Here is a 23,162-nt window from a genome sequence, read left to right as displayed (position 1 = left end):
ATCGCTCGGAAGCGTCCCGTCCGGCCGCCCGGGGGCCGGTCGGGCACGCCGGGCGGGCGGCGGAACGGTCTCCCTCCGACGCCCGGCGGCCCACGGCTCAGAGGGGCAGCCGCGTCCCCTCCGGCAGCTCTATGCCGAAGTCCTCCGCGAGCACCCGCAGCAGCTCGCCGTCCTCCACCAGCTTCCGCTCGCTGCGCGTCCCGTCGCCCAGCTCCTCGGCGAGCACCCGCCCGTCGACGCTCAACTGCCGGTCCACACCGACACGGCGGGCTATCAGGCCCGTCCGGAACGGGGAGCGCGGATAGGTCGCCACATACCAGTTCGCCATCTGCACATCGGCCGGCTCGAACGGCTCCAGGGTGAAGTCGTACAGATCCGTCCAGGTGCCGTCGGCCGCCTTGCCCCGGCGCTGGAGCACCCACACGTCGGCCGGGCCGTGCTCCCGCGGCTCCCGGACGAGCCGCAGCTCCCAGCCGCCGCGGTCGGTCACGGCATCCGCGACCAGCGGAACCGCCTCCAGCAGTCCGCTGGTACCGAACCCGACGTCGGCCAGATACGGCCCCGGCTCCCCGGGCACCCGCACCAGCGACAGCAGGTGCGTACGCGGCCGGACGGCTCCGTCGCCGCCCCCGAGCCGGACCCGGGCGCCGAGCCCGGTCACCTCGAAGCCGAAGCCGCGCAGCGCCGCCGCGAACAGCGTGTTGTGCTCGAAGCAGTAACCGCCGCGCCGGCTGCCGACCAGCTTCCGCTCCAGATCGGCGAGGGCGAGCGACGGGGCCGAGCCGAGCAGCGACTCGACGTTCTCGAACGGGACGGACAGCACATGCGCCCGGTGCAGCGCGCGCAGGGTGTCCGCGTCGGCCCCGCCTGTCTCCGGCCGGCCGATGCGGGCCAGATAGCGGTCGATGTCGAGCCCTTCGGTCATGGTCTCCCCCTGTGACGTGTCTGCCGGGCCTGCGGTGTCGTGGTCCGGACACGACCGTATCCGCCGGCTCGGACAACCACCTCGGACCCGCGTCCCGACCGGGATCGGCCGCCGGTCGTACGCCCGCGGACCGAAGCCGCCCGGTCGGTTCGGCCGACGCGGGGAGGCCGGGAGTCCGGGGGCAGCGATGGAGCGGGAGCGCCGGGAGCGCGGGAGCCCGGTAGCACGGGGTCGGGAGCGCGGGAGGCCGGGGGACACGGACAACTCGGGAGCGCGGGAACACCGATGGCGCCGGGAGCGCCGGGATCCCGACAGCCCGATGGACCGGAGCCCGAGCCGGGGAGCCCGATGGACCGGAGCCCGAGCCCGGGAGCCCGACAGCCCGGTGGGCCGGTGGTCCGGGAGCGCCGGTGGTCCGGGAGCGCCGGTGGTCCGGGAATGCCGGTGGTCCGGGAATGCCGGTGGTCGGGGAACGCGGGCAGGGAGCGTGAGCGGGGGCGGAAGGGGGCGGCGAGGGCGACCGGGGCGGCAGGTGTTCAGCTGCCGTCGCGGAGGTCCCCGGGCGCCCCCGGCGCGAAGGTGATCCCGGTGAAGCCGGCCGTGCAGCCCTTGCCGAGCGGCGACTGCGCGAGGAAACCGACCGACACCGGCTCGGCGCCGTCCCGTTCCCCGTGCTCGCCGAGCGAGAAGTACCGCAGCAGCCGCCACGGGGCGTCCTCGCCGGTGGCCGCGTGGAAGGCCCAGGCGGCTCCCGCGCGGGTGATCCGCAGCCACAGGGCCCGCTCGTCCGTCTCGAAGGAGTTGCAGTCGTCGGAGGTGCCGCGGGTGACGACGGTGACGGCCGTCGGGCGCTGCTGCGGCGAGAACTCGAAGGCGAGCTTGGCCCAGCGCCGCTCGGAGGCGTGGAGGAGCAGAGCCCCGGCGTCGTAGACGTCGGTGAAGTCCACGCCGACGCGGGCCGACAGGGTGAAGTCCCCGGCGGGCGGCACGCCGGTCAGCCGCCCGGCGTCGGGCAGCGGATCAGTGCTTCCGGCGGGATCGGCGAACAGATCGGTCCCGCCCCGGCCGGTCAGCCGCAGCGACCCGTCCGGCGACACCTCGGCGGCGCACGGGGGCGAGCCCTCCGGAACGAGCGGGAACGGTAAGCCGGGAACGGTCAGCGAGGTCATCGCCGCAGTCTCGCGGGACCCCGCACCGATGCGCAAGGGCGGTGCGGCCGGCGGGAGGGCGGGTCACCGGGGTGTTTCGTTACGGGTGGCCGGGTGGCCGGGTGGCCGGGTGGCCGGGGTGCCGGGTTACGGGGTTGCGGGGCTACGGGGCGCCGGGACAGCGGGACGCCGCCTTGCGGACGGCGCGTCACCGGGCCGGCGCGTACCGGGGCGGGCGCGTCACCGGGACGGAGCGGGGGCACCGGGCATCGGACGTCGGGACGGAGCGGGGCACCGGGACGCGGAGCCCGGTGACCCGCCGCCGTCCTCACTCGGTGACGTTCTCGATCTCCAGGGTCTGGATCTGCCCCGCGGCGAACGGCACGGCCACGGAGGTCCCCGTCAGCCGCAGATCGGCCCGGCGCGTGTACAGGTCGCCGCCGCCGGACGTGTGCGTGGACCAGCGCGTGACGAGACCGCCCTCGCCGCCGTCCGCCCGGCCGAACCGCGACAGGTCGAAGGTCAGGGTCTGCGCGTCCCCGGCGTTGACGGCCACGATCACCAGCCGGCGCGCCTCCGGGTCGTACGCCGCGATGCTGTCGCCCGCGTTCGTCCCCAGGATGTGCATGCCCGGCCGGATGTGCCGGGTGAACTGCGCGAGCACGTAGTACTTCGTCTGCACGGCACCCGCCTGCAGGGTGTCCGGGTCGTACGCGATCAGGGCCCAGCCGGGGCTCGGGTCCATGACCTGCCAGTAGCACCAGGCGCTGGGGCGCAGCCACCGGAAGTCCAGGAAGAGGTTCGTCGCCATGGACAGTCCGGTCGCGTCGTTCTGCCCGGTCTCGGAGTTCCACAGCGCCTTGCCGGCGCCGGTCACCTCGTCGTGCAGCAGGTCGCGGCGCCCGCCGGAGCCCTGGTAGCCGTGCACGTTGACGCGCCCGACCAGCGCGCGGGTGTCGGCTCCGAACGCCGCCCAGGTGGTCCGGGCCAGGTCGTAACTGGTCTCGTCGGAGGCCGCGAGGGTGGTGCCGGACAGGCCCACACGGCCCATCTCGTCGGCGAGGTGGCCGAGCACGACGGCCTGCACACCGGAGTCGATGTGACAGCCCTCCTGCTTGCCGTCGGCCTTCCACCAGTCCGAGGACGGCTCGTTGAACGGCTCCACGGAGACGAACGGAACGCCCCAGTCGTCCCGCGAACGGCGGGCGGTCTCCGCGAGATACGTGGCGAACTGCCGCTGGTTCCACGACTGGAGGTTGTTCCCGCCGTCCGCCGCCCCGGACGGGTTGTGGTTGGAACACATCCACCACATCGGCGAGTTCGAGAACAGCTCGGCCTGCGCCCCGCGCCGGTGCGCGCGCAGCAGGGCGCCCCGCTGCGCGGCGTCGGCGCTCCAGTTCCAGCCGGCCGGGTCGGTGTCGCGCCAGTCCTGCCAGAAGCCCTCGATCTGCTTGAACCGGGGGATGTTGGGGGACTCGACCATCGACTCGCCGTCGACGCTGTTCCAGCTGCACGCGCCGAGGTTGTAGCGGGCGATGTTCATGCCCAGGCCGGGCAGCGTGCGTCCGCCGTACGGCACGTCGTCGAGGGTGAAGAAGGCGTCGGCGAAGTCGTCCCGCTCACCGAACACGTTGGCCCACCAGGCCAGCGAGGTTCCCCAGCCGTCCCAGGGGCCGTTGTCCGTGCCCGGCTCGACGCGCACCATGGCGTCCGCGTGCGCCGTACCGGACGCCACGACGGAGCCGAGCAGGGCTCCGCCGGCCGCCGTTAACAAAGTCCTGCGCCTCACAAGCGTTTTCCTTCCGTCGGTTCCGCGCCCCGCCTGTGCAAGGGGCGCGGCGGAACCGCCGGACTGTCGAGACCGCAGAGAGCGTTTTCTACGGTTCTCGGGGCCGGTTGTGAGGCCGGCTGCGGGTGGCGCGCACAGCAGGGAGCGGCCGGCGCGTGGTCACGCCGGCCGCTCCGGTCGGTTCGGTCGGTTCAGCCGGTTCGGTCGGTTCGGTTCGGTCGGTTCTGAGGTGACCCGCGGATCCGGCTCTGGCGGCTCTGGCGGCATCGACGTGCTCGAGGACGGGACGCCGGGTGCCGTCACAGCACTCGTACGGCTCAGGGGTCCACGGGCATGGCCGGGATCCCGCTCTCGATGACGCAGCCGTCACCCGGAGGGAGCGTGTGCGAGGTGCTGTCCCCGGGGGCGCCGGAGGAGGGCTCCGGGGAGTCCGCCGGGCCGGTGGTCCCGGGCGAGCCGCCGTCCGACGGCTGCTCGGGGGCCTGGGACCGGGGACACGGAGTCCTGCCGTCGCCCGGTTTCCCGTCGCCGCCCTCCGAGGGCGGCGACGGCCGTGCGGGCCCGCTCTCCGCGGCACAGCCGAGCAGCACGCAGGCGAGCGCCAGCACGACGACGCAAAGCCTGGCAGGTGCCGCAGTGGACCCCGTCATGGGAAAACGCCTCACCCTCGAAGAGCGCCCGGTCGGTTGAGAGCCCGGTCGGTCGAGCGCCCGGTCAGTTGTCGGAGTATTCGTTGAACGCGTCTCCGACCCAGGTCGCGAAATAGGGGGAACGCATCTCGGTGGGAGCGTCCCGGTCCTCGACGTTGCTGTTCACACCATTGACATAGCCACTGTAGTAGACGCTGTCGTCCTTGCCGTAGATCCACGGGCCTCCGCTGGAACCGCCGGTCATGTTGCACGGCATCTTGATCTGGTCGGGGACGCCGGAGCTGCGCTGCGAGGTGGTGGCCTGGCAGAAGTACTGCCATTCGCCGTCGAACTGTCCGGACGCCGGATAGCCCATGGCGATCATCGCGCGCGCCTTCTCATAGTTCCACTGGACCCCGAGGCCGCCGACCGCGTCGACCAGCTCCGTACCGGAGGAATTCGGGTACGTGATCACGATGCCGAGGTCGTAGCCGAAGTTGCCGTTCTCGATCCAGCCGTTGAAGGCCACCAGCGTCTCGGCGCTCCAGGTGCCGTACGGGCGGCTGCCGTGGTCGTAGTACGGCACGAACTGCCAGTTGGACGCCCAGGACTCGCCGGGGCCGCCGTGGACGCAGTGCCCGGCGGTGAACACCATGTTCTTGCCCGTGCTGTTGACCGCCGACGCGGAGCAGACGTAGTCGAGCCCGTCGGAGGCGGTGAAGAAGACCTTGCCGACGACCTGGGTCGCGGTGACGGCGGCGCGGTGGAGGGAGTCGCCGGTGGTGGGCGCGGCCGGCTCGGAACCGGTCGTCGGGGCCCCGGCGGGGGCCTGCGGCGCGTCGGGGCCGGGCGCGTTCCCCGAGGCGGCGCGCTCGGCGGCCTCCTCGGCGAGTTCGGTCGTCTCCACGGGTATCGCGGAGGCCATGCGTTGGGTGGTCCAGTAGTCGGCGGCAGTGGCTCGGGCGTTGCGAGCGGAAACGGAAGCGGAATGGGAGACCGTTTCTCCCGGTGCTTTCGCCTCGTCGGCGTGTGCGTTGACGGCGGTCGGGGCGAGAAAGAGGGAGACGGTGGTGCCGATGACGAGCAGGAATCTGTGGCGTGTACCCAGCATGTGCGGACACCTCGATTGGTCCGGCGACATTGGCGGATTGAGTCTCGCCCTGCCCAAAATTCCCGTCAACGGCTGCCTGTCGGGCGGAGGGAATACACCTGGCCGGAGTTCGCGGTACAGCGGTCCCCGATCGGGAATGAGTCCCGCACAGCGGAGGTGCGCGCCTTGCGGCAGGTCACCCGACAATGGCGAGAACTGGCGGCACGGCGAGGCGGTCGCCCGGGAACTGGTCCAACGGTTCGCCCGGGCGGTCGTCCGGGCGGTGGTTCAGGGGGTTCGCCCGGGCGGTGGTTCAGAGGCTCGCCCGGGCGGTCGTCCAAGCGGTGGTTCAGTCGGTGGTTCAAGGGCTCGCCCGGGCGGTCGTTCAGGACTTGCCCCGGCAGTCGTCCCGGGGTTCGTCTGTGCAGTCGTCCAGGGTCGCCCGCGCGGTCGTCCAGGGGCTCGCCCGGGTGGCCGCTCAGGCGGGCGGGAAGCGGGCCACCCAGGCGCGCTGCCACGGGGTCTCGACCGCCCGCCGGTGGTAGTTCTCGCGGGCCCAGTCCACCGCCTGCCCGGCAGGCAGCCCGGCGAGGATTGCCAGGCAGGCGACGACCGTGCCGGTACGGCCGACGCCCCCGCCGCAGGCGACCTCGGCCCGCCGCCCGGCGGCTGCCCGCTCGTAGAGGGTGCGGATGCCGTCCACGGCGTCGTCCCGGTCGCGGGGGAGGAGGAAGTCGGGCCAGTCCACCCAGCGGTGCTCCCAGTCGAGCCCGCTGTCGTGCCGGCGCCGGAGCCGGGCGCTGCCGAGGTAGAGGCCGTACTCGGGCTCCGCCCCGCCGGGGAGCGGATCGCGCAGGCCCCGTCCGCGTACGGGGGTGCCGTCGGGAAGCTTGATAGCGGCGGTGAGCCGGGTGTCGGTCATGCCCCGGATTCTGCCCGGCCGGGACAGGGATGGGGAGCGGATTCCGGGCCTGCCGCGCGGCGCGGGCCAAGAACGGAGGAAAGCCGGAGGGGTCGCGTGCGGAAATCCGGAGGGGCGGCGTACGGAAAGCCGGAGGGCGAAGGGAGGAGGTCCGGAAGGGAATTGGAGGAAAGCTGGAGGAATGCCGCGGGAGTGCCGGAGGGGGGCGGTGCCGGACGGTTGCCGGCGGCCCGGGGTCACCGCGGCGGCCGGACGGGGGCCGGCCCTGGCGGGGGCCGGCGGAGTGGCCGGTGGTTCAGAAGTTCTTGGTGGCCACCGTCCAGGGGGCCTGGGAGGCGAGGCCGCCGGGGTCGAGGATGTAGTCCCGCGCCGTCTCGTTGCCGTTGAGCACCATGTCGAGGAACGAGACGGCCGCTGTCATGCCCTCGGCCAGCTGGCTGCCGGTGATGAACCCCACGTGGCCGGCCTGCGGTTGCGAGGCGAGCACGGCGGGGACGGTGACGAGGCCGTAGTTGGCCTGGGAGTTGGCGTAGGCGGTGTCGGCGGAGCCGCCGTCCATGAACATCACCGGCGTGTGGAGCTTCTGCAGCTCGGAGCGCGGGTAGCCCAAGGAGCCGTCCTCGAAGAACCCGCTGTTCAGCGAGACCACGGCGGACACCCGGTCGTCCTGGGCGGCGACGAGTGCCTCCAGTCCGCCGCACGAGTGGCCCGCGGTGGCCACCTTCGTGAGGTCGAGCTGCTGGGACAGCGGCGAGTCCGGGCGGTTCTGTTCCTGCTCGGCCCATGTGATCGCGTCGGTCAGCAGGGACGGAATGGGCCGGCCGCTCGGCACGCCGTTGGACGAGCCGTCCGCGGACCCGGTGTCCACCACGACGAATCCCTTCGACGCGATGAACGTCAACGCCTGGGTGACCTCGCTGTTGTCGGTGTGTGCGCAGGCGCCGTTGCCGAAGGCCAGCACGGGCAGCGGATGCCCGGCGGCCTGCGGGTCCGTGGGGCGGAACACCGTGTAGCGGTTGTCGCCGTGCGCCCCTTCCCGGGTGACGGGGAAGTCGTTGTCCACGGCAGGGGGGTCCGTGGGCGCCTGCGGTGACGGCGTCGACGTGCTCGTGGCCTGCGTGGCGGCGGGCGCGGACGGGGCGCCGGTCGTGACCGCCGCTGCCGCGGCCAGCAGCAGTGTGACGAGGACCGTGGCCGCCCGCCGGGCGAGGGGTGGTGTCTTGTGCAAGGGGCTCATTCTCCTTCGGGCTCGGCCGGCTCCCACCCGGTGCCGGGCCGTGACCGACGCGGTGCCGGGGAGGCTCCGGCGGCCGGGAGGAAGCGGCGTGACCGGTGGGCCGCCCTGTACGGACAACACTGGTGACCGGGGGCTCACCGGAACGGAACGACTGGTTCGCTTGCCGTGGTGCCGTGGTGCCGTGGTGCGGTGGTGCGGTGGTGCGGTGGTGCGGTGGTGCGGTGGTGCGGTGGTGCGGTGGTGCGGTGGGAGGGCCGTGGCATGGCCGCAGGGTGCCCCCACACCGAATACGTTCGTGATTTCGAACGCTGGCCGGTTTTTCAGACGCGAGTGTAGGGCGCCGGGTTCGGCACGGCCAGACCGCGACCTCGACACACGGAGCGTGCCGTTCCGGGAGCCGGAGCCTGCCGTTCCGGGGGCTGTAGCGTGCCGTTCCGGCCCGGTCGTGCCGTCGAGGAGGGTGCCGGTCGGTCGGTGGATTTCCGCCTGTCGCGGCTTGGCCCGGGTCCGTACCGGGGTTCGGGTTCCGGGCTGGGTTCCGGGCCGGTTCCGGTGAACGGCCGTGCCGGCGAACGGCCGTGCCGGGTGCATGCGGTTCGAACCGGCACGGATTGTCCGTGTCCGTTCAGCCGTGCGGAGATTTCAGCCGTGCGGATTCCTGAACAATCCTCAGGGGAGCCGGATCGCACGGCGTTCCCAGTGCCCGGCGGCAGATTCTCCGCACCCCGCAGCGATGCCGTACCAGCGTCTCTGGAAGGGAAATCGGGCGTTTCCTGTCCCGTGCGGGAAACACCCGTTCCATCCGCAAAGCACGGCAAGGCCGCCCGGAGCATTCAGCGCGACCGGTCGGCGAGCCCTTGGCCATGTCCCCGACCGTTCACGGGTCCACGGGTCCGCGGCGGGAGGCGCGCTCCGCACCGCACGCGCCACCGCTGAAGCCGATCACGGGCGGCCGTGTACCCCACCGCATGGAGCCGCCCCGTACCGCACCCACGGAGCCGCCCCGTACCGCACCGGACGGAGCCGCCCCGTACCGCGAAGCCGCCGGGGCCGCGGGTCACCCCGTACCGCAGAGCGCGTGATCGATCAGGTCGGCCGCCTCGTCCCCGGCCGGCGCGGTGACGCCGGGCTTCGGCACCATGCTGTCGGTGTTGAGCGACACCACGACGCTGCGGCTGCCGTCCGGGGTGACGCCGTTGCGCGTCTTGTAGCCGGGGATGTCGCCGCCGTGTGACCAGGAGCCGCCGCAGGAGTTCGGCACCCACATCAGTCCCAGGCCGTAACGGGCCCCGGGCCACGGCCCGTCGAACTTGTCGGCGCGCACCGTCTTCTTCATCTCCGCCAGCTCGGCGGGGCGGAGCACCTCGCCGCCCAGCAGAGCGCGCAGGAACCGGTTCGCGTCCTCGGCGGTGCTGATCATCTCGCCCGCGGCGCCGCCCCATGACGGGTTCTGGACCGTCACGTCGACGGCCTCGCCGTACCGGGGGTCCTCGGGGTCGGCCTCCAGGCCCTTCTCGGCGAACCGCTGGTAGCCGACGGCGTGCGGTCCGGGTATGAAGGGGAACGTGTCCGGCGCGTAGGTGTGGCGCAGGCCCAGCGGCTCGATGATGCGCTCGCGGACCTCGTGCTGCCAGCTGTGCCCGGCGGCCCTCTCGATGATCATGCCGATGAGCGCGTAGTTGGTGTTGGAGTAGCTCCACTCGCCGGGTGAGGTGTCCTGGTCCTCCGGGTCCAGCCGGAGGCCGGTCCGGACGGCTTCCCCGGCCGTCACCGTCTCGAAGCGCCTGGCCTCGAACTCCTCTTCCAGGAACAGATGCGGCAGTCCCGCGACGTAGTCGGGCAGCCCGCTGGTGTGCTGGAGCAGCATGCGCACGGTGATCGCGTCCGCGTCGTGGCCGTGCCCCCTGACGAGCCCGGGCAGCCAGTCCTCGACGGTGTCGTCGAGGGACAGCTTCCCCTCGCCGGCCAGGTGCAGCACGGTCGCGGCCACGAAGGTCTTGGTGTAACTGCCGATACGGAACCGAGCGTTCCAGGGGACCGGGGTCTTCCGGTCCACGTTGCCGTAGCCGCTGCGCACGGTGATGTCGCGGCCCGGCGTGTCCAGCGCGACCAGCACGCCGGGCGCGCCGAGGTCGAGGAGGGCGTCGGCGTCGTGTTGCAGGGTGGCCCGGCTCACGGGGCCGGCGTCCCGGCCGGCGTCACCGGGGGAGCGGTCGGCGGCGGTCGCGGTAGCGCCGGCGGCGATGCCGAGGGCCGCGGTGATCGCGGTCAGGGTTACGAAGGTTCGTCGCATGGCCATGACGCTAGGGACGCGGAAGGGGCGATCCATCGGGCCGGATGAGGACTTCGGCGGGGCACGGCAGGGGGCCGGAGGGACGAGGGCGGGCGCCGCCTCCGACGCGGGCACGAGCCCGGAAGCAGGAGACCTTTCCCCGGAGGGCACCGGGTGAAACGCCGAAACGGCAGGCGTTTATCATTTGAGCACCCTCTAGCTCGAAAGATGAGTGTGACTGCCACCGTGGACACGTTCACCAACTGGAAGAACCGCGAGGAAACCGCGGAGTCGATGATCCCGATCATCGGGAAGCTGCAGCGGGAGAGGGACGTCACCGTCCTGCTCCACAGCCGCTCCCTGGTGAACAAGTCGGTGGTCGGCATCCTCAAGACCCACCGCTTCGCCCGGCAGATCGCCGGCGCGGAACTGTCCGTCACCGAGACGATGCCCTTCCTCCAGGCCCTCACCACCCTCGACCTGGGCCCTTCGCAGATCGACCTCGGGATGCTCGCCGCGGCGTACCGCGCGGACGACCGCGGACTGCCGGTGGCGGAGTTCACCGCCGAGGCCGTCGCGGGTGCCACGGGTGCCGGCAAGATCGAGCGCCGGGAGCCGCGCGACGTCGTGCTCTACGGATTCGGCCGCATCGGCCGCCTGCTGGCACGCCTGCTCATCGAGAAGGCCGGCTCGGGCAACGGCCTGCGGCTGCGGGCGATCGTGGTCCGCAAGGGCGCGGGCCAGGACATCGTCAAGCGCGCGTCGCTGCTGCGCCGCGACTCGATCCACGGCCAGTTCCAGGGCACGATCACCGTCGACGAGGCGAACAGCACGATCATCGCCAACGGCAACGAGATCAAGGTGATCTACTCCGACGATCCGGCGTCGCCGGACTACACGGCGTACGGCATCAAGGACGCCATCCTCATCGACAACACGGGCCGGTGGCGCGACCGCGAAGGGCTGTCGCAGCACCTGCGGCCCGGCGTCGATAAGGTCGTCCTGACCGCGCCGGGCAAGGGGGACGTGCCGAACGTCGTGCACGGCGTCAACCACGACATGATCAAGCCGGACGAGCAGATCCTGTCCTGCGCGTCCTGCACGACGAACGCGATCGTGCCGCCGCTGAAGGCGATGGCGGACGAGTTCGGGGTGCTGCGCGGGCACGTGGAGACGGTCCACTCGTTCACCAACGACCAGAACCTGCTGGACAATTACCACAAGTCCGACCGCAGGGGCCGCTCGGCGCCGCTCAACATGGTCATCACCGAGACCGGCGCCGCGTCGGCCGTGGCCAAGGCGCTGCCCGACCTGAACGCACGGATCACGGGCAGCTCGATCCGGGTCCCGGTCCCGGACGTGTCGATCGCGATCCTCAGCCTGCGCCTCGCCCGCGAGACGACCCGCCAGGAGGTCCTGGAGCACCTGAGGGACGTATCGCTGAACTCGCCGCTGAAGCGGCAGATCGACTACACCAGCGCGCCGGACGCGGTGTCGAGCGACTTCATCGGCTCGCGGCACGCGTCGATCGTGGACGCGGGCGCGACGAAGGTCGAGGGCGACGACGCGATCCTGTACCTGTGGTACGACAACGAGTTCGGCTACTCCTGCCAGGTGATCCGGGTCGTGCAGCACGTGTCCGGGGTGGAGTACCCGACGTATCCGGCGGCGCCGGCGCCGGTGGTCTGAGGCCGGTGATCCGGGCCCGGTGACCCGAGCCCGGTCATCTGGGCCCGGTGACCTGAGGCCGGTGTCCTGAGGCCGGAGGCCGGGTGCGCGGCCGGGGCGGCTCCCGCAAGGCGGTGTCGGCCCCGGCTGCGCACCCGGCAGCGTCACCGGCTGCGTCACCGGCCGGGGGCGGCCCGCACCGGCCCGCGGCCTCCGCCGAGCCGAGCCGGATTACGTGGACGGACCCCTCAGAGCCGCAGCGTCATGAACGTACTGTTCGGGTCCGGCCGGTAGTCCGCGAACGGTTCGCAATACCGGAAGCCGAACTTCTCGTACAGCCTCCGGGCGGGCACGAAGAACTCGGCCGCGCCCGTCTCCAGGCTCAGCCGCTCGTAACCCGTGCGCCGCGCCTCGGCCACGATGTGTCCCAGCAGCCGGGACGCGACTCCGCTCCGCTGCCGTGCCGGCCGGGTGCGCAGGGACTTCAGTTCCGCGTGGCGCGCGTCCAGCCGCTTGAGAGCACCGCAGCCCACCAGGTCGCCGCCGTCCGTGACCGACCAGAACGTGATGTCCGGCTTCCGGAGACTGTCGAGATCCAGGGCGTGCTTGCTGTCCACGGGGGTCAGCGAGCGCATCTGCTGTACGTGTTCCTCGAGAAACCCGGCGATCTCCGGCCCGGACAGATCGTCCAGCGCGATCCTCAACGTACTCACCTTTCCCCTCCCCTCCCGTGCCCTCCCCGCGGCGCCGCCCGGGGGAGCCGCGGTGCCGGCGGCCCTGGAAGAGAGGCGCCGACCTGCGGCGGTCCAGATTACGTCGGCCCGTCGAGGTGCGCGGGAGCCGGCCTTCGGCCCGGGCGCTGCCCGGCGTGAAGGCCTTTCGTCCGCCGGGGAACGGGAGGGTGGGACGCACGTCACACCCGGTCCCGTCACATCACGCCGGGCTGCTCCGTCAGGGAGGTGTAGTCACCGATAACGGCACAGGGAGTGAACCATGGATGCTCGCTTGAACCTCTTCGGCAGCCCGCTCGCAGCCAAGCTCATGAAGCACATGAACGCGACGGGGAAGGTGATCTCGGAGTCGGAGCTGCCGGCCGCGACGCAGGAACTGGTGAAGATCCGTGCCAGCCAGATCAACGGCTGCGGCTTCTGCACCGACATGCACACCAAGGAGGCCGCGGCGGCGGGGGAGACCTCGACGCGCCTCAACCTGATCGCGGCCTGGCGGGAGGCCACGGTGTTCACGGACGCCGAGCGCGCCGCGCTGGAACTGACGGAGCAGGGCACCCGCATCGCGGACGCGGCCGGCGGCGTCACGGACGAGGCCTGGGCGAACGCCGCCAAGCACTACGACGAGGAGCAGCTCACCGCCCTGGCGGCCCTCATCGCGGTCATCAACGCGTACAACCGGCTGAACGTCCTCGTCCAGCAGCCGGCGGGCGACTACCAGGTCGGCCAGTTCGGCTGATACACGTCGGCAGCCCGGGTGCGGCGCCGGCTCGGAGGCCGTGGTCCCCGAGCCGGTGCGGTGCTCCGGCCCGCGGACCGGGTCGGACAGCGAGGCCGTTCGGACCGCGGGCGCTTCGCGCCACCCGTGCCGGGGCGGCGAGCGCGGCAGACCGGACCTCCGAGGTTTCCTGAGCGTGGCTGCCTCTGGGAAGGAATCCGCCGCCGGGGGCCCTCGCGGGAGGCTCCGTTCGGGGAGCATCCGCGACGAGTGTGGTGGTTGCGCCCCTTGAGGTGTGACGTTTCAGCAGCTCACGGCGCTGCTCACAGCAGGGCCCTGCCGGACAGGCGGGCCGCGAAACGAACTTTTCGAGGGGTGGGGCAGTGAGCCCGCGCACAACACACGCATACAGACCGCTCAGTCCGAGACGAAGAGCCTGGCTGACTCTGGGGGCCCTGGTACTCGGGGGTGGAGGCGTCGTCACCTACGCCGTCGCCGGCCCTAACGAGGACCGGGCCGGGGCGGGCGGCAAGACCAAGCGCCCGGTCGCGGTGCACGACATCGCGCTGAAGAACACCGGCAAGGGCAAGCGGGAACTCCAGCGCACGGGCACGGAGCCCTTCTCCCTGCTCGGAGTCACCTGGACCGGCGCCGCGAAGAAGCTCGACGGCAGCGCGCAGGTGCGCACCCGCAGCAGCGACGACGGGAAGTGGGGGCCCTGGAGGGACCTGGAGGCGGACGAGTCGCATCCGCCGGAGACCGCGGAACCAGGTGTTCGCGGCGGCTCGGAGCCGCTGTGGGTCGGTCCGTCGGACGGCGTCGAGGTGCAGGTCGTGGCCGGGGACGGAACCACCTCCGCCGGGCTGCCCAAGGGGATGAAGATCAGCCTGGTCGACCCGGGTGTCACGGCGGCCGAGGCGGAGGACAGCAGCTCCGAGCTCGACCCGGTGGCCTTCGCGGCCGAGGAGACGCCGCCGGGAAGCCCCTCGCCCGGCGTGACCTCCGACGGGACCGCCGGACCCGGCGAGTCCGCGACGGCCACCCCGACCAGCAGCGCTGCCCCGACCGGGAGCGACGCCCCCACCGGCTCGGGTACACCCAGCTCGGGTACGCCCACCGGCTCGGCGCCGGCCTCTCCGTCCCCCACGGCGACCGTGCCGACGGCCCCGCCGTCCACCGTCACGCAGCCGCCCGTCATCAGCCGGGCCGGGTGGGGCGCGGACGAGTCGATGGTGGAGGAACCGCCCACGTACATCGACAGGGTGGACGCGGCGTTCGTCCACCACACGGTCGGCAGCAACAGCTACAGCTGCGCCGAGTCGCCCGCCCTGGTGCGCGGCATCATGGCCTACCACGTTCAGTCCGAGGGCTGGAACGACCTCGGCTACAACTTCCTGGTCGACAAGTGCGGCCAGATCTTCGAGGGCCGCGGCGGCGGGATCGACCTGCCGGTGACGGGTGCCCACACCTACGGTTTCAACAGCTACTCCACCGGCATCGCGGTCCTGGGCGACTTCCACGGCGATCCCGCGAAGGGCATCGCACCGGGCGAACCGACCCGGGCAGCGCTGGAGTCCGTGGCACGCGTCGCGGCCTGGAAGCTCGGGCAGTACGGGGGCGATCCGGCCGGTGAGGTCACCCTGACCGCCAAGGGCGACACGGGCGTCTGGGAGACGGACGAAGAGGCCACGATCCACCGGATCTCCGGCCACCGCGACGGCTTCGCGACCGCCTGCCCCGGCACCACCCTCTACGCGAAGCTCGGCGAGATCCGCCGCTTCGCCGCCTCCCCGGGCGCGGACTCGGCCGTACCCACCTCCGACACGGACCGCGACGGGATCGCCGACCTGGTGGCAGGTACGCCCAAGACGTCGAGCGGCGCGGGCTCGCTGACCGTCGTGCCCGGCGGCACGGAGGGGCCGGTGGCGGAGGCCGGTCGCACCCTGACGCAGAACAGCGCCGGTGTGCCCGGCGGCTCCGAGTCCGGTGACTCCTTCGGTGCCGCCACGGCCTGGGGCGACCTCAACGGCGACGGGTACGCGGACCTCGCGGTCGGCGCGCCCGGCGAGAACCTGTCCGCGACCGACCAGGGCGCGGTCACGGTGCTGTACGGGCCCGGGCTGGACTCCGGGTCGATGTACACCACCACGGGGGTCACGGCGTCCGGCGCCAAGCTGGGCTCGGCCGTCACCATCGGCGACTTCGACGCCGACGGCAAGGCGGACCTCTTCTCCGCCGGCACCGGCGGGGGCGGCAACTGGAACGTGCGGCACACGGACGGCGGCACGAAGTACGGCACGCTGACGAGCGCGACCGGCTCCGTCGCGTACATGGACGCCACCACCGGTGACTTCAACCGCGACGGCTACGCGGACGTGGCGCTCAACTACCGCGACACGGGCGGCACCGGCCGGGTCACCTGGTTCGAGGGATCGTCCTCGGGCCTCGTGAAGGTCGGCAACCTGTCCGTGCGGGGCGGCCGCTCGGTCGACGCGGGTGATGTCAACGGCAACGGCTACGACGACCTCGTGATCGGCCAGGCGTACACGGCCGAGTCCAACGCGAAGGCCGGCGGCCAGGTGACCGTGGTACCCGGAACCTCGACCGGCTTCACGACGACCGGTATGAAAACCATCCACCAGGACACCTCCGGCGTCCCGGGCGCCGCCGAGGCGGGCGACGCGCTGGGCTGGTCCGTCTCGGTGGGCGACTACGACCTCGACGGTTACGCCGACGTTCTGGCCGGCCTGCCCAACGAGGACCTGACCCGCAGCGGCACCAGCCGGAAGAACGCGGGCGCCACGCTGCTGCTGCGCGGCACTTCCGCCGGCCTGACGGGTTCCGGGGCCCGCGCCCTCTCCCAGGACACGTCCGGAGTGCCGGGCGTCAGCGAGTCCGGCGACCAGGTCGGCTCGTCGGTGGTCCTGCAGGACCTCTCGGGCTGGGGCCGCGCCGATCTCGCCATCGGGGCCCAGGGCGAGGACAGCGGCAACGGGACGATCCTGCAACTGGACAGCGGCAGTGCGGGCGTGTCCACCACCGGCGCCGTCTACTACGGCCGCGGGGCACTGGGGCTTCCCTCGGGCGCCGCGATCGGCCGGACGCTGACGCCGTAGCGCCGCGCGCGTCCGGCCACCGGATCGGTCGTCATGCGTACGAAGTCGTCATGCGTACGCACAGGACGTACGCAGCGGAAGTCGCGGTGCGGCTCGCTGTGGACGAGACTGGCGGGCATGGCGACCGATCCGGGACAGGCGCGTTCTGCGGGAGGACCGCGGGGCGGGGCCGTGCGTGTGCTGGTCACGTATGCCGGTGTCCACGGTTCGACCCGGAGCATCGCCGAACGCATCGCCACCCGTTCGGGGGAGCTGGGTGTCGCGGCCGATGTCCTGCCGGCCGGGGCGGTGGACGACCTTCGCGGGTATGACGCCTACGTCCTGGGCAGTGCGGTCCACGACATGGCGTGGCTGCCCGAGGCTCTCGCCCTCGTGCACCGGGACGCGGAGCTGCTGGCCCGGCGCGGCGTGTGGATCTTCAGCGTGGGGATGCCGTCCGCTCTGCGAGGGCCGTGGAAAGCACTCGTGAGCAGGGAAGAAGGACAGGTGACCGGCGATCTCACCGAGGAACTGCGGCCGCGTGGTCACCGCCTGTTCTCAGGCGTCATCCGGCCCGAGCACCTGTCGCGGGCCGGGCGGCTGAGACTGCGGGCGATGGGACTGCGCTACGGCGACTACCGGGACTGGCCCGACGTCGACGCATGGGCCCGAGCCATCGGCAGCGACCTGCTGGGAAGCAGCGCTGAGCACCCCGCGTGATCACGGCGGGGCGGCGTGGCGGGGCGGCGCGGCGGCCGGGTACGGGCCCCTGGCGCTGCTGCGGGCGCAGGCTCCGCGCCGGGGGGTACGGGCGCGGAGCGGCACGGCCCGGTGAGGCGTAACCGCTGCGGCCTGGCGAGATGCACCGCTGCGCGGCCGGGTCGACGCAGCCGCTGTGGCCCGGTGAGACGTGCCGCTGCGCCCTGGCTGACGTACTGCTCCGGTTCCTGGCGGGACGCACGGCTCCGGCTCGGCGAGGCGCACAGCCCCGGCCCCGCAAGACGCACCGCTGAGGCCCGGCCGGCCTCCGGCCCGCCCGGGCGCACCGCTCCGGCGGCGGAAACGAGCTGCCTGCCGCTGCGGACGGCGGCGGTCGGAGGCAGGCTGTGGGACGAGGGCACTCCGTCCCGGGACGGCCGCCAAGTGATGTCCCCCTGTCGTCGGTCTGTCGTCGGCGCCGGTGGCTGGTGGTTACCGGGGACGGCGGATGGCCCGTCCTGCACCTCGAAGACCTCTGGCACAAGAACGTGACGATCACCACCGGCTTGGTCGACACGTACTCCACGCCCACGCTGCTGCGCATGCTGAACGCCGGCCGTCTGTCCGCGGGGTCCATGTCACCCACACCTTCTCCCTGGACGCCATGGAGGAGGCGTACGACGTCTTCTCACGGGCCGCCGACACCGGTGCGCGCAAGGTCGTCCTCGGCGGGCAGCCGCACGACACCCTGCAACTCCGCGAACCCTGAGCGGGAAAGGACAAGGGCAGGGCCGCCCCCCTCCGGCGCCGATCCCGCCGATTCCGCCGATCCCGCCGACCCCTCCGACCCTGCCGGCCAGGCCCGTGCCGGCGGACGCCGCGTCAGCTCTCGGCCGGGGGGACGCGACACGGAGCAATGACAGCGGCGGGGCAGCCTCCGAGGGTGATCACCGAGTACGCCGCCGCGCAATGGGACCTCGAACTGGACGATCTCTTCCTGACCATCGGGCACCGCTTCGGCCGATTCGAGCTCCGCCGTCGCATGCGTGACTACGTACGCGGGCTGCTCGCCCCGGTGGCCCGCAAGAACAGCTGGCAGCTGGCCGAACAGGTCGGCCACCCCACGCCCGACGGCCTGCAGCACCTCCTTGCCGGATCGAAGTGGGAGCTCGATGACATCCGCGACGACCTGCGCATACATCGCCGACAAGCTCGGCGAGGCCGACGGCATCCTGATCGTCGACGACACCGGGGTCGTCAAGAAGGGCACCACCTCAGCCGGGGTCCAGCGCCAGTACTCCGGAACCGCCGGCCGGACCGAGAACTGCCAGATCGGCGTCTTCACCGCATACGCCTCCGCCCGCGGCCGGGCCCTGGTCGACCGCGAGCTCTACCTCCCGAAGTCCTGGACCGAGGACCGGGAACGCTGCCGCACCGCAAGGGTCCCCGACGAGCGGGAGTTCGCCACCAAGGGCGAACTGGCCCGGCATATGGTGCTGCGGGCCGTCGCCTCGCCGCTGCCCATTGCCTGGGTCACCGCGGATTCCGCCTACGGTCAGGAGAACCGATTCCGCCGGCTGCTGGAACAGTCGGGTGTCGGCTACGTGCTGGCCGTCCCCAAGTCCCGGTTCTGCGTGAGCTGTTCGCGGATCGAGGTTCTGTTCGCGCAAGCCCCGGACGAAGCGTGGGAGAAGATCTCATGCGGCAACGGCGCGAAGGGGCCCCCGCGTCTACCACTGGACAGCGGTGCGGCTGCCGGCCGTCGCCGAGTTCGACTATCAGGGCGAGGTCCCTCACCGGATGCGGTGGGCACTGGCCCGGCGCAGCATCAACAAGCCCGACGAGATCGCCTACTACCTCGCCTACACCCCCTTCAGGTCACCGTCCAGGAGCTGGCGCGGGTCGCCGGGGCACGCTGGGCGATCGAGGAATGCGAACAGGTGGGACAGCCGGGACCATCGAGCTCACAGTGGCGGAGGTTCGGCGACTCCTGGCAGCTAGTCGTGCCCGGCCCCCGCACCTGAGCGGACACCGAGCACGACACCACGCGCTGAGCTGGTCGAACTGGCGCCGCCGACGCCAAGCAGTCGCCCGCCGCTGTCACTACCTGCGGCGTTGTCGCACGATCGAGGGGCGGTCTCCGTGAGACCGCCCCCGCACGATCGAAGTCCCGCTACACTCCAGCCGCCCAGCGGAACCCGCAGGTCAGACAGCAAAGTCCTGCTGGAGTACTAACCGGCGTATCGAGGACCTCTTGCGCGAGTACGAGTGAAACATCCTGCACCCCATCGAGGCCCCGGGCATCCTGTCCGGGGCCTCTCTTGTTTCATAGCCCGCCAGCCTTGCTCCGCGCATCGCTTGCCCTGGGAGGGGACCAATGTTGTGCTGTGGGCGTCAGGCCGACGAGCAATTCAGTTTCTGCCCGTATTGCGGAACGGGGGTTGACGATTCTGTCGAGTCCCGGGCGGAGCGAAGTGTGGCGCCTGTCGGCTCTCTGTGTCGTACGCTTCGAGACTGTGCGAAGGAGACGTTCGAGGATCTCGCGATGGACCATGTTCATGGGTCTCCTGCGAGCGAGGAGGAATTCACCAAGAAAAACTTGCGGAGATTTCGTCGATTGCACGGAGGCCGTGTGCAGATCCGGGAGTTCCATCGATCCGAAGAAGCTCGAAACGGCGCGGACTGGGAGTGGTGGTTCCACTCTGGAAAGCGGGGGTTTGGTATGCGGGTACAAGCGAAGCGCATGAAGCCTGGTGGTAGCTACCAGTTGAAGTACACCGTACGAGGTCGCCTGCAAAGCGAACTGCTCGTGGAAGATGCACAAGCGTCGGGCTGTCTACCCGCCTATGTGTTCTACAACCACCGAAACTGGACCCCCTACTCTCCGGGCCACGCCGTCTTCGACTGCCCTCACGGTTCCGGTGAACAAGCCCATCTTGGTTGCACCATTGTCTCCGCTCATACGGTGAGAGCTGCGATTCTTGATCCCAAGTTGGGGCCAAGGTATGCCAGGCAGCAGAGCATGCCGTGGCACACAATCCTTTGTGACGATTCAGATCAGAGTCCGGGCGACCTGGAGGGCGCCTATGCAGTAGTCAACTTCATGCATCGCGCTGGTCTTGTCCACTTCGCATGGGCGGAGAATTCTGTCGCTTTTAGAGCGGAGCGGCCTGAGCGCGATACTGTGAAGGGTGACAAGTGGTCATCTGCATCAGGCAAGCATGTTGACCTTCCGCCAGTAACTCATCCCGTAGCCCATGCCGATTCCCTTGTCTTGCCTAGCGGTATCTCTCGACGCTTGGCCTTGCGTGACGCTAACGATCAGCCGCTCCCTGAGTTGCCTGAACGTGTTGTTGCCATGATTGCGGGACGTGACGTCCAGTCCCCTGACCCTCGGCTCAAGATGTCGGTGTTGATCGATCTGGCGACTTGACAAGCAGGTCATGACAGTGACGTAGGCGTAGGCGGTGCGGACGGAGATGCCAAGGCCCGCCGCGAGCTGGATCAAGGTGTGGCATCAGCGCAGGTGCACCAAGCTGACCAGGTCACGCTGGCGTAGGCTCTCACCCTCTCACGGGCCACCTGCGGCGATGCTTCAGGATCCCGTCCACGCCTCGCCCACAGGCCTCGACATACGGCCGCTCCGAGCGGCATACGGCTGCACAAACGCGAAGACCCCGGCCTCAGCGTTTCCGCTGGTGACGGGGTCTTTGGGCACCTTAATCGATGGTGCCCCCGGCAGGATTCGAACCTGCGCACACGGCTCCGGAGGCCGTTGCTCTATCCCCTGAGCTACGGGGGCGTGTCTGCCGCTCTCGCGGCGACGGGTAGAACACTACCAGCTCTGCGGGGGTGTCCATGAACACCATTTGCCGCAGCCCCGGGAGGCGGCCGCCGGGCCGCCGGGGCAGGTGGCGGAGGCTGGGGTTCCGGGGGCTTCGTGCGGCTGTGCGGGGCGGCGCCGGTCTCGGTCGGGCGGGCTTGAATGCGTCGGTCGTCCCCACGGCCGGTGCTGATGCCGCCGAGGCGTGGGGGAGGGGCGGGGCCCGGGGGAGGAGGGGCGCCGTAGCGCATGTGGCGGCTTCCCCGCACGTAGTCGCTGAAAGGTCCCTCGCAGGTGGTGGAAGTGGGCAAAAGCGGGACGCGGCCGGAGTTCTCGACCTACTCTCGAAACGTGCCCGACTCGTCCGCACGGGTCCTTGTCGTCGATGACAACAAGGTGATCCGGCAGCTGATCAGGGTCAACCTCGAGCTTGAAGGGTTCGAGGTCGTGACCGCGGCCGATGGTGCCGAGTGTCTGGATGTCGTCCATGACGTGCGTCCCGACGTCGTCACCCTGGATGTAGTGATGCCCCGACTCGACGGGTTACGTACGGCTGCCCGTTTGCACGAGGATCCGCGCACCCGTGAACTGCCCATAGCCATCGTCAGTGCCTGCACGCGCAGCGAGATCGACAGCGCCCAGGCCGCCGGTGTCGACGCCTTCGTCGCCAAGCCCTTCGAACCGGTCCAGCTCGTACGGGTCGTACGTCAGCTGCTGCACGGAGGCAAGCGGGCTCCGCTCGGTTCCTCCGCCGCGGACGACTGGCCCGGCGGGGGCACCGCTCCGTTCGCGCACCCGGCGGGCTGAGCCCGTCCGTACCCCTGGGCCGCCGGGCCCCGGGGGTGCGATGCGATGGCGTCGTGCCCCCGGCGGGCCCGCGCCGAGCGGCTGGGTGACCTTTCCGGACCTGGCCGAGCGAGGCTGCCGCGCCTGCCCGGGGCCCGGCTCGACAGTGGGCCGGCCCGGGCAGCCGCCGCGCCTGCCCCCGGCCGGGCTCGGCCGCCCGTTTCGTACCGCCCCGTTTCGTGCCGCCCACTCGCCGTCCGGGACCTCGTCCTCCTGCCACGTCCGCGACCCTCGCCCTCCTGCCGTCCGCGACCGCGTCTCTCACCACTGCCCGCGAACCGCGTCCTCCCGCCGCCCGCGGCCTACGCCCTCCGCTGTTCGCAGCACCGTCCTTCCCGGAGTCCGTGAGCCGTGCCACGACGCGCCACGGCGCGCCACGGCGCGCCACGCCACGGGCACGGCATGAGCCACGTCACGGCACGCCATGGCGACATGAGCCAGGCCACGCCACGGCACACGTCCTGCCACGCGACGACAGAGCCGAGATCCCTGCGCCGGCGCGGTCCTTCCGCGTTCCCCGGCCCCCGGTCGAGGCCCGGCCCGGCGTATCGGTGCGCCCCGCCCGGCGTATCGGTCCGTGAAACCGGTTCGCGGACCCACCCCCTTCCTCCCATACGCTTGCTGCGTGACCCCCGCCCAGCTCTCCGGCACCGTGCTGAGCACGGTGCGCCGTGCCGTCCAGGACGGTGAGCTGCGCGTGCCCGTTCCCGGCCGGGTGGTCGTCAAGCCCGCCGCGCGCCCCGGGCTCGGGGACTACGCCACCGCCGTCGCCCTGCAGCTCGCCGGGCCCTCCGGGCTTCCCGCACGCCGCGTCGCCGAGATCCTGCGGCCCCGGCTCGCCGGCGCCCCCGGCATCCGGCGCGTCGACATCGCCGGCCCCGGGTTCCTGAACATCACCCTCGCCGACGACACCGCCACCCTGCTGGTGCGCGACATCCTCGCCGCCGGTCTCCGCTACGGCCACAGTTCCGTCCTCGCCGGTGAGGTTCACCAGCTGCACTGCCCGTACGAGCTCCGCGCCGTCGTCACCACCGACACCCTCGCCCGTCTCCTGCGGTCCCAGGGCGCCGCCGTCCGCACCAGCTGCGAGCAGGTTCCCGACCCGGCCTGGGCCGCGCCCCTCGGCGTACGGCTCGACGCGCACGGAACTCCACCGGTCCCGCTGCCCACCGTCCGCCCCGTGCCCGCGCCCCCGCTCTCTTCCGCGCCCGGGTCCGTACCGGCCGAAGATCCCGCCGTGCCCGGGTCCGTGCCGGCCGAAGACTCCGCCGTGCCCGGGTCCGTACGGGCCGACGTCCCGGCCGTGCCCGGGTCCGTACGGGCCGACGTCCCGGCCGTGCCCGAGTCCGTACCGGCCGACGACCTGGCAGTGCCCGAGTCCGTACCGGCCGACGACCTGGCAGTGACCGAGTCCGTACGGGCCGACGATCCGGCCCCGGACCGGCTGCCCACCCCGGACCGGCTGCCCACCCCGGACCGGCCCACCCCTGCCCGGCCGGCCCCGGCCCCAACCCCGGCCCCGACCACGACCCCGGCCCCCGCGGACGGAGCGTCCGGCGACCCGGCCGGCGGG

The 23,162-nt window shown here is 71.7% G+C and carries 16 protein-coding genes, 1 tRNA gene and 2 pseudogenes; 9 read left to right on the top strand and 10 right to left on the bottom strand.

The genetic code is table 11. The annotated features are described in order from the left end of the window. Nucleotides 1–97: 97 nt before the first annotated feature. From GCU69_RS22985 to GCU69_RS22950, 8 genes are all read right to left on the bottom strand, one after another. Nucleotides 98–925, bottom strand: coding sequence for an arylamine N-acetyltransferase family protein (locus tag GCU69_RS22985; protein WP_098753836.1), 828 nt, complete (start codon nucleotides 923–925; stop codon nucleotides 98–100). A gap of 536 nt (nucleotides 926–1,461) precedes the next feature. After that, entirely contained in the window at nucleotides 1,462–2,094 is a 633-nt protein-coding gene (locus GCU69_RS22980) for a DUF1349 domain-containing protein (protein ID WP_156207059.1), read from the bottom strand. Nucleotides 2,095–2,401: 307 nt separating this feature from the next. Beyond that, nucleotides 2,402–3,847 carry a glycoside hydrolase gene (locus GCU69_RS22975; protein ID WP_235978648.1) on the bottom strand — a complete coding sequence of 482 codons (1,446 nt, stop codon included), beginning with the start codon at nucleotides 3,845–3,847 and terminating at the stop codon, nucleotides 2,402–2,404. Nucleotides 3,848–4,179: 332 nt separating this feature from the next. Beyond that, nucleotides 4,180–4,512 carry a hypothetical protein gene (locus tag GCU69_RS22970; RefSeq protein WP_156207058.1) on the bottom strand — a complete coding sequence of 111 codons (333 nt, stop codon included), beginning with the start codon at nucleotides 4,510–4,512 and terminating at the stop codon, nucleotides 4,180–4,182. A 64-nt stretch (nucleotides 4,513–4,576) separates the two neighbouring features. After that, on the bottom strand, nucleotides 4,577–5,602 hold the full coding sequence (locus tag GCU69_RS22965; protein ID WP_156207057.1) for a trypsin-like serine peptidase: 1,026 nt from the start codon (nucleotides 5,600–5,602) through the stop codon (nucleotides 4,577–4,579). Between the two features lie 457 nt (nucleotides 5,603–6,059). Next, nucleotides 6,060–6,503 (bottom strand): phosphatase domain-containing protein, encoded by a 444-nt coding sequence (locus tag GCU69_RS22960; protein ID WP_156207056.1) that lies wholly within the window; start codon nucleotides 6,501–6,503, stop codon nucleotides 6,060–6,062. Nucleotides 6,504–6,798: 295 nt separating this feature from the next. After that, on the bottom strand, nucleotides 6,799–7,731 hold the full coding sequence (locus tag GCU69_RS22955; protein ID WP_156207055.1) for an alpha/beta hydrolase: 933 nt from the start codon (nucleotides 7,729–7,731) through the stop codon (nucleotides 6,799–6,801). Between the two features lie 1,066 nt (nucleotides 7,732–8,797). Next, the gene (locus GCU69_RS22950; protein WP_156207054.1) at nucleotides 8,798–10,033 is read right to left on the bottom strand and encodes a serine hydrolase domain-containing protein; all 1,236 of its coding nucleotides are present in this window, start codon (nucleotides 10,031–10,033) and stop codon (nucleotides 8,798–8,800) included. Nucleotides 10,034–10,240: 207 nt separating this feature from the next. Here GCU69_RS22950 and GCU69_RS22945 point away from each other — a divergent pair, with 207 nt between their 5' ends. Beyond that, entirely contained in the window at nucleotides 10,241–11,701 is a 1,461-nt protein-coding gene (locus GCU69_RS22945; RefSeq protein ID WP_408055838.1) for a glyceraldehyde-3-phosphate dehydrogenase, read from the top strand. A 227-nt stretch (nucleotides 11,702–11,928) separates the two neighbouring features. Here GCU69_RS22945 and GCU69_RS22940 read toward each other — a convergent pair whose 3' ends face one another. Beyond that, entirely contained in the window at nucleotides 11,929–12,384 is a 456-nt protein-coding gene (locus GCU69_RS22940; protein ID WP_098754632.1) for a GNAT family N-acetyltransferase, read from the bottom strand. Nucleotides 12,385–12,673: 289 nt separating this feature from the next. Here GCU69_RS22940 and GCU69_RS22935 point away from each other — a divergent pair, with 289 nt between their 5' ends. The 6 genes and pseudogenes from GCU69_RS22935 to GCU69_RS22910 all read left to right on the top strand — a co-directional run bounded on the left by GCU69_RS22935 (nucleotide 12,674) and on the right by GCU69_RS22910 (nucleotide 20,353). Further along, nucleotides 12,674–13,147 (top strand): carboxymuconolactone decarboxylase family protein, encoded by a 474-nt coding sequence (locus tag GCU69_RS22935; protein ID WP_098754631.1) that lies wholly within the window; start codon nucleotides 12,674–12,676, stop codon nucleotides 13,145–13,147. A gap of 362 nt (nucleotides 13,148–13,509) precedes the next feature. Then, the gene (locus tag GCU69_RS22930; protein WP_156207053.1) at nucleotides 13,510–16,242 is read left to right on the top strand and encodes an FG-GAP-like repeat-containing protein; all 2,733 of its coding nucleotides are present in this window, start codon (nucleotides 13,510–13,512) and stop codon (nucleotides 16,240–16,242) included. 117 nt (nucleotides 16,243–16,359) lie between these two features. Further along, nucleotides 16,360–16,941 carry a flavodoxin domain-containing protein gene (locus tag GCU69_RS22925; protein WP_218037967.1) on the top strand — a complete coding sequence of 194 codons (582 nt, stop codon included), beginning with the start codon at nucleotides 16,360–16,362 and terminating at the stop codon, nucleotides 16,939–16,941. Between the two features lie 497 nt (nucleotides 16,942–17,438). Then, nucleotides 17,439–17,689 (top strand): annotated as a pseudogene (locus GCU69_RS22920) (alcohol dehydrogenase); the annotation flags it as partial. Between the two features lie 403 nt (nucleotides 17,690–18,092). Next, complete coding sequence (locus GCU69_RS22915; protein WP_235978647.1) at nucleotides 18,093–18,944, top strand: IS701 family transposase; 852 nt, start codon at nucleotides 18,093–18,095, stop codon at nucleotides 18,942–18,944. Nucleotides 18,945–19,465: 521 nt separating this feature from the next. Further along, nucleotides 19,466–20,353, top strand: a complete 888-nt coding sequence (locus GCU69_RS22910) for a DUF6615 family protein (RefSeq protein ID WP_143671271.1) — start codon at nucleotides 19,466–19,468, stop codon at nucleotides 20,351–20,353. Nucleotides 20,354–20,647: 294 nt separating this feature from the next. Here GCU69_RS22910 and GCU69_RS22905 read toward each other — a convergent pair. Further along, nucleotides 20,648–20,722, bottom strand: a tRNA-Arg gene (locus GCU69_RS22905). 318 nt (nucleotides 20,723–21,040) lie between these two features. On the opposite strand from GCU69_RS22905, the gene GCU69_RS22900 reads away from it, so the two are divergent. Together GCU69_RS22900 and GCU69_RS33990 are read left to right on the top strand one after the other, a co-directional pair. Next, nucleotides 21,041–21,550 (top strand): response regulator, encoded by a 510-nt coding sequence (locus GCU69_RS22900; RefSeq protein WP_098753900.1) that lies wholly within the window; start codon nucleotides 21,041–21,043, stop codon nucleotides 21,548–21,550. 664 nt (nucleotides 21,551–22,214) lie between these two features. After that, nucleotides 22,215–23,162 (top strand): annotated as a pseudogene (locus tag GCU69_RS33990) (hypothetical protein); the annotation flags it as partial.

The organism is Streptomyces lycii, from assembly GCF_009735685.1.
Classification (GTDB): Bacteria; Actinomycetota; Actinomycetes; order Streptomycetales; family Streptomycetaceae; genus Streptomyces; species Streptomyces lycii.
Note: the sequence above shows the minus strand (reverse complement) of the source record. Positions and strands in the feature narration are given on the sequence as shown.

Coding starts and splice junctions, on each gene's coding strand:
- GCU69_RS22985 (WP_098753836.1), bottom strand. CDS start 925: ATGACCGAAGGGCTCGACATCGACCGCTATCTGGCCCGCATCGGCCGG.
- GCU69_RS22980 (WP_156207059.1), bottom strand. CDS start 2,094: ATGACCTCGCTGACCGTTCCCGGCTTACCGTTCCCGCTCGTTCCGGAG.
- GCU69_RS22970 (WP_156207058.1), bottom strand. CDS start 4,512: ATGACGGGGTCCACTGCGGCACCTGCCAGGCTTTGCGTCGTCGTGCTG.
- GCU69_RS22965 (WP_156207057.1), bottom strand. CDS start 5,602: ATGCTGGGTACACGCCACAGATTCCTGCTCGTCATCGGCACCACCGTC.
- GCU69_RS22960 (WP_156207056.1), bottom strand. CDS start 6,503: ATGACCGACACCCGGCTCACCGCCGCTATCAAGCTTCCCGACGGCACC.
- GCU69_RS22950 (WP_156207054.1), bottom strand. CDS start 10,033: ATGCGACGAACCTTCGTAACCCTGACCGCGATCACCGCGGCCCTCGGC.
- GCU69_RS22945 (WP_408055838.1), top strand. CDS start 10,241: ATGAGTGTGACTGCCACCGTGGACACGTTCACCAACTGGAAGAACCGC.
- GCU69_RS22935 (WP_098754631.1), top strand. CDS start 12,674: ATGGATGCTCGCTTGAACCTCTTCGGCAGCCCGCTCGCAGCCAAGCTC.
- GCU69_RS22925 (WP_218037967.1), top strand. CDS start 16,360: ATGGCGACCGATCCGGGACAGGCGCGTTCTGCGGGAGGACCGCGGGGC.
- GCU69_RS22915 (WP_235978647.1), top strand. CDS start 18,093: ATGACATCCGCGACGACCTGCGCATACATCGCCGACAAGCTCGGCGAG.
- GCU69_RS22910 (WP_143671271.1), top strand. CDS start 19,466: ATGGACCATGTTCATGGGTCTCCTGCGAGCGAGGAGGAATTCACCAAG.